Annotated in this window: 5 protein-coding genes; 1 reads left to right on the forward strand and 4 read right to left on the reverse strand. The window is 43.1% G+C overall.

Annotated elements, in window-relative coordinates; translation table 11 throughout:
• Positions 1–2 precede the first annotated feature (2 nt).
• Positions 3–1,178 carry a hypothetical protein gene (locus tag WCM76_08520; GenBank protein ID MEI6765671.1) on the reverse strand — a complete coding sequence of 392 codons (1,176 nt, stop codon included), beginning with the start codon at positions 1,176–1,178 and terminating at the stop codon, positions 3–5.
• Positions 1,179–1,453: 275 nt separating this feature from the next.
• Between WCM76_08520 and WCM76_08525 the strand changes: the two genes are divergently transcribed.
• Positions 1,454–1,720: a hypothetical protein gene (locus WCM76_08525; protein MEI6765672.1), complete on the forward strand. Its 267-nt coding sequence runs from the start codon at positions 1,454–1,456 to the stop codon at positions 1,718–1,720.
• Here the strand turns inward: WCM76_08525 and WCM76_08530 are convergent.
• From WCM76_08530 to WCM76_08540, 3 genes are all read right to left on the reverse strand, one after another.
• The gene (locus WCM76_08530; GenBank protein ID MEI6765673.1) at positions 1,710–2,474 is read right to left on the reverse strand and encodes a DUF1295 domain-containing protein; all 765 of its coding nucleotides are present in this window, start codon (positions 2,472–2,474) and stop codon (positions 1,710–1,712) included. The two genes, WCM76_08525 and WCM76_08530, sit on opposite strands and share 11 nt — an antisense overlap.
• A 9-nt stretch (positions 2,475–2,483) precedes the next feature.
• Positions 2,484–3,461 (reverse strand): NAD-dependent epimerase/dehydratase family protein, encoded by a 978-nt coding sequence (locus tag WCM76_08535; GenBank protein MEI6765674.1) that lies wholly within the window; start codon positions 3,459–3,461, stop codon positions 2,484–2,486.
• Between the two features lie 193 nt (positions 3,462–3,654).
• Entirely contained in the window at positions 3,655–6,273 is a 2,619-nt protein-coding gene (locus WCM76_08540) for a T9SS type A sorting domain-containing protein (protein MEI6765675.1), read from the reverse strand.
• Positions 6,274–6,332 lie beyond the last annotated feature (59 nt).

Below are 6,332 nucleotides of genomic sequence, written 5' to 3' on the forward strand. Positions count from 1 at the left end.
TACTACGCGCTCATTGTTTTTTCGTCCGGTAACATCGTATGTGCCGAGAGTATATTCTGCAGCGGTCTGAAATCCTTACTGATGGTTGGCCAACGATTGGGGAACTGCTTAAGCAGTTCGATTATCTTCACGCTGTGTTTTTGCAATGCTTCGGTAATAGCAGGTGCTGAAACAGGTCGTGCACAGGCACGTCCCACATTTGCGCCCGTCAGGTCGGCATGTTGCGACTTAACTATAAGGGCTGCAGCTTCAAGCCTGTCAAGCAGTTCAATCGTTTTAAGATATTTACTCGGAAGCGAAATAACATCAGGCTTTTTGGTCTCTTCTTTTTTCACATTCAGATTTACATGAAAATCCTCAATGGTGACATTATCGGTATCACTGCCAAAATTCATACTTCGCGCAAAGCCAACAGCCTTTTCAAGTATCGCTTTCAACTGCTCCAGTTCACCTTCCCAGTTGCATATTTTTTCTACGGCTTCTGCCGAAAGGCTGTATCGAAAATCTTCAGCCTCCGTAAGCTCATTTACGTAAAGCCGGCAGTAATCGGCAAGGGTTTTTGAATATTTCTCTTTCAGTGTACTGTTCTGCTGTTGCGCTTTCTTGTAACTACCGGCCAGTGAGCGGGTGTTGTCATTTATTTCTTCAAATACCCGTTTGTCGGAAGCAACAGACATCAACTGACTGCTGATGCTGTTATACGTCATCATACCAATGATGCTTTTTATATCTGCCGATAAGGGTTTATGACTGCTGATTCTGAATGGCCCCAGACTGTTGGTCAGATAGAGTATTACCAGACAAATATCTTCCTGATTTCCGGGATTCGTAACAATTAATAGTACATTCCGGTTGAGCTCACTCATAATTTCCATCTGGCGAATTCGTGGCTTTTCAGCTTCGAACGGAAGCTCTTCAGGACTGAACCAATAGTAACCGCTTTTATAATTCAGATAAGGTTTAAGTGCATCTTTAGCCGTACTGCTGATCTCCATAGGCTCGGGCTGTTCTTGCCTGTCGGGCTGGCTGAGCAGGTATGAAAAAGGGGAGTGCCCCGCCGTTTTATAATAAATGCCAATGGCTCTGTTGAAGCCGGGCAACAACAGCTGCATCCTGCTGAGCATTATCAGCACGGGATTGTCTATGAATGAATAACCATAAGACATCTGCAACAGCATTTAAATAATTAGCGGAAATTCGAAGCTACAAATATACACGAAGAACAAAGGCAATGCAAGAATATTTAAGATTATTTTTAAGTTTATTAAGAAGATGATTAAGCTTAACTTAACTGAAAACTTAAGCAAAATAAGTAAAAAATTAGGGGAAATATTTTGTTTAATTTCCTTGATTTCATTGTTTTAATACTGCAATTTTGTAATTCTAAAAAACGTTATTAAGTTATCAATCAGGAAAACTAAAGATAGTTATAAATAAGCAAATTAAGCATCATATGGAAATTTACAGCCCGAGAAGTCAGCCCCGCGAAAATATTAAAAACGAGATTCGCACCACCGAAAATTCCTCCGTGAACAACCGCCCGGTGGAACAGGAAAAACCTACCCGCACGCGCATTATTGAAAAACGCAGGGAAAAACAATATATACTGCCCGGTTCAGGAATTGCAGAAGAAACCAGCATACTTGAACGTATGGGCAATAAATTCTATGAAGTCCTCAGAGGTTTTTTTGATACGGAAAAGAAAGCAGTTAAAGAATAAACGGCACCACCGCCTTGCGCTCTTTCGGATAATCGGCAAAGGTTGCACGATACCATTTATGGTTTGAAAATGCTCTTGGAAGCAGGTTTACCACGGTCCAGACAAAAAATGCCAATCCGGGTAACGACCAGGTGAGCAACGCAAATCCGCCCCATTCAATCATTTCACCCATGTAGTTCGGACACGACACATATTTGTACATCCCACCGTAAGGAATCTTATAACCCTTGTCGCCACTGCGTCTCAGGGCAAATAAAATGGTGTCTGAACGTCTGTTAATGTATACTCCGATAAAGAATAACAGCACACCGAGTATAAAACGCGGATCATACAACCACGTTATATCATAGGTCATGGTGAAAGAGCCCAGAAAATATCCGTTAATCCATCCGTTCATGAAATTGAAACAAATAGCAAAAAGGACGATCAGCACCGGCATTTTTTTACCGCCCGTTTTTGTCCTGAACGGGAATATCAGCACCCGATAAACATAATGAAACAGCCACAGCCCGAAAAAAATCCACAATACTATATTTTTGGTAACGGAACCGCTCAAGAAAAAATATGAAAATACCAGTAATGTCGGCGATTCCATGACGAACCAGCCCAGTTTGTTGTCTAAGAGCGGACCCCATTTGCTGTTGGTATATCTTCCGTAAGGAGCTGTAATATTAAGCAGTACAGGCAACAGCACCAGTCCTGAGATCATCCAAATCCAGACGACCTGTGTAAACAATGAGTGATCAATAAGCATGATAAAGGTTTATAAGTGACCGTTTCGTTTGAACCAGTCGTAGGTGTCGTCGAGTGTAACTTCAATGGAACGGGGCATAAAACCAAGCTGTACGCGGGCTTTCTCCGAGCAAATCTTACGATTACCGGTTACGAGGATATTCAATGAATCACGCGTATAAAGCGATTCGTCGCCTTTCATTTTATCGACCATGTTCATGATGGGAAGTCCGGCTTTGGCCAGCCATGTGGGGCAAACCCATTTGGGCGTGTTTTTTCCGGTAACAATGCCTACTACTTTTGACAGCTCCGGAATGCTGAGCCAGTTTCCGCTCAGCAGATATTTTTCACCTTTTTTACCATATTCAATTGCGCCGACAGTGCCATCAACCACATCCCGAACATCTACCCAGTCGTAACCTCCCGAAACCAATGCCGGCAGTTCGCCTTTATACATTTTTATTAATACTCTTCCTACAAAAGATGGCTTATAATCGTGGGGGCCAAGTATTGAAGTAGGACTTAATATAACAGCGTTAAGTCCCTTATCTACAGCCTCCATAACAATGCGTTCGCCTTCTGCCTTCGAACGGTCGTAAGCCAGCGCATTTCCATTTACAAGAGGTCTTGATTCATCAAGTGTTTCTTCGAGCGGGAACTGGTTAAAGGCATGGATGGAGGTAAAATGAACAAACTTTTTCACTTCATGTTCCAACGCTTTATTTACAATATTACGTGTGCCTTCTACATTGGTTTTATAAACCTGACCTCCTTTGTCGCCGCTGATAGAAATTTGTGCAGCAAGATGCACCACTACATCACAGCCTTTTACAAAGTTATCCAATGATTTCGGGTCGAGCAAATCGCCTTTAATGCTATTCACCTTCAGGCCTTCGAAGCCCCGTTTGTCGTTAAATGCCAAAACATTTACTTCGCATCCTTTGGCTATCAGGACTCTGCAAAGATTTGCGCCGACATGACCGCTTGCACCAGTAACTGCTATTTTCAATAGGGTGGGTTTTTAAGGTTAACTTTCGTAAAGATAATTAAAGAAAATAGCGGATAGTTGATTTTATACCAACACAATATTCACAGCATAAAAAGGTATCATACAATGGTTTGTTTATAAGTACTCAAAAAAACGCCCCACTTTTTAAGGGTGGGGCATACTAAGAAATATTATCATTTTGAATTATCGGTTATTATTTCTTAATGATTTTTGTACTTGATGAAAGATCTCCGGTTTTAAACTCAATAAAATATACTCCTGATGGTAAATCTGAAAGTGGCAGCAACACTTTCCCACTATTCAGGTCGCTGCCTGAAAATGCCATCGTGAACACACGCTTGCCCTCAGTATCAAATACCTGAACTGTTCCACGGTCGTTGGCCAATATGCCGGTATTCATTAATATTTCAGTAGAAAATGGGTTGGGATAATACGTGACAATTGTTTCATTTGTTTTACCACAATCGGTTACAACAGGAGCGAAATACTCAAATTTACCGTCATAGTCCGTTTGCTTCAGACGGTAATAGGTGGTTCCTCCAAGCGGTTGTTTGTCATCGGCAGCGTAAACTGAAATGTGACTACTGTTGCCGCTTCCTTTATAAGTACCGACTACCTCCCAATTAATGGCATCCTGACTCCGCTCAATAGTAAAGAAATCATTATTGTTTTCGGTGGCGGTTGTCCAGTTCAGCGCTACCTCAACGTTGCTGCATGCTGCCGAAAAATTTAACAGCTCAATAGGCAGTGGATTTCCTTCCGGTTTCAGACCAAAAGTTAATGGGCTGTAGGAGGTGAATCCGGTTCCGGTTATTGAACCACCCGGCTCATTTACCGGGTTCTGAACCTTAGGCATTGCAACCCATTTTGTTTCGCCATTGCAATCGCCGTAATGCGCTACTATTATTTTTGATGAATCCGAGATTCCGCTTCGTGAAGCGTCTTTCCAAAACAGGGTAACATCAGGCGTTGATGTGCCGCTTACCCGCTGCAGGTCCCAGTATTCCACACCGCTTAACTGCTCAAGCTCACCGGGGTCGCACACTGCATCGGTATTATCGAAATCAGGCGGTGGCGTAAAATTGTACACACAGCTGAATGTGTCGGTTAATTGTCCCGGTGCCGACATCTTCAACGGTGCCCATATTTTCTCATTTGCCATACTAATGGTTCCAACCGGAAAAGTGAATGACTCACTGCCGGCTTTTGCAACACTGCCATTTACAAAACTGTTAATTGAGCCACCGTTGCATGTTGCACTGTCTGAAAACAGCAAAGAGCCATTGTCTGTAAAATATACAATTCCATTGTTAAATTCTGCGTAACCGTTAATGGTCAAGGGTGTGGCAATATTGATATTTGAAGTGCCATTACTCGTATTGTTGAAAGTAACGTTATTAATCTTACCGATAAAAGTTGATGCGGTTAATGTAATCGGGACATCACTTCCAAAAATCAGGTCTGCGCCTACATTACCGGCGTCAATACTTCCGTTTATTCTTAAAGGAGAATTGCCTTCTATGAATAATTTATGAGGACCCAAAACAACTGTCCCTTCAGTGAGCGTCAAGGTTCCTTTTACGATAACATCTCCGACAAGGAGAACACCTTCCGTGCGGTTAATATCAAGATTATTGACAGTAATGGCCGGTAGTCCGGTACTTTGGCCGCTTCCCCCAATATTTATATTGGTCGAATCTCCACCGCTCAGTGTGCCATTTGAAACGGTTATAGCTCCATTGATATTTAACGTATGGTTGCCAAGTATAAAAGCTCCGTGTGCCAAGGCCAGTTCTCTGTTCACAGTCAGCTCATCATTGAGTGTAACACCTGCACCATTATTTATTGTCAGCGCATCAACCACGCTGTTTTCAAAAGTACCCGGAGGAATGTTAAGCAGGGAAGTCCCTGCATATACGAGCATTGAGCCACTATCTGATGCGTTGATTCGTGCCCCATTGGTAAAAGCTGTCTGACCACTAATGGTGAGATGATGACCGTTTAATTTCAAAGCATAGGTGCTTTGAGAATTGGTGATGACACCAACGGTTCTGTTATGGTCAAGCACGCAGTGATTGGAAGGGGCTACTGAAAAAGTAATATCCGCACCGTCAACCGGCACAACATGGCCTGACCAGTTGGCTGCAGTTCCAAAATCAGCGCTGACAGCACCTTGCCAAACAAATCTGTTGGATTCAAGTGCACCCATTTTTGGAGCAGTTCCACGCGCAATACCTTCATAATCTGTGAGTATTCCTGTCCCTGCGTAAGCAGGCAAATTGGAGGCTGCATAGTAATTAGTTATGTAAGTTCCTCCGGCAAATTGAAACTGAGGGTCAGTATTCAGGCTGCTTGCATCCTGAGCCGTAGACAGTTTCCATGTGGCCAATGTGGTTTTATCGGTTGGACCGAAGCGGCCGATAACACCGCCGGTTCCGGAAACAAAATAATCATTGTTATCAATGGTTGTATTGGACGTTCCCGATAAAACTATTGCATAATGCTTACCGGTTGCACCGCCTGTGCGTGCGTTAATTAACAGGTTATTCCGGTAATTCCGGGTTGATGCATTCGCGGCATCCCAGATGGCGGCCGTAGCAGAAGTAGTTGCTGCAGTCACGCTTCCGCAGATATAAATAGTATTGAACCAGATATTTGCCGAACTGCCTGATGCTCCTTCATCCCAAATACCGTTTATTTTACTCCCGATACTGACGCCTGCACCAAGATTGATGAGGTTGTTACAACAGCTTGTCGTACCACCGAAAAGTACGATACCGTCAATTTCACACAAAGCTGCTGAAGTTGTCACTGTTATTGGAGAATACGCGCAAACTGGTCCCCTAGTTCCGCGTTAAGCTGACCCCCTTT

The organism is Bacteroidota bacterium (assembly GCA_037133915.1).
GTDB lineage: Bacteria > Bacteroidota > Bacteroidia > Bacteroidales > CAIWKO01 > JBAXND01.

Bases quoted from the DNA above. Each gene is read 5' to 3' on its own strand.
- WCM76_08520 (MEI6765671.1), bottom strand. From the start codon at position 1,178: ATGCTGTTGCAGATGTCTTATGGTTATTCATTCATAGACAATCCCGTG.
- WCM76_08525 (MEI6765672.1), top strand. From the start codon at position 1,454: ATGGAAATTTACAGCCCGAGAAGTCAGCCCCGCGAAAATATTAAAAAC.
- WCM76_08530 (MEI6765673.1), bottom strand. From the start codon at position 2,474: ATGCTTATTGATCACTCATTGTTTACACAGGTCGTCTGGATTTGGATG.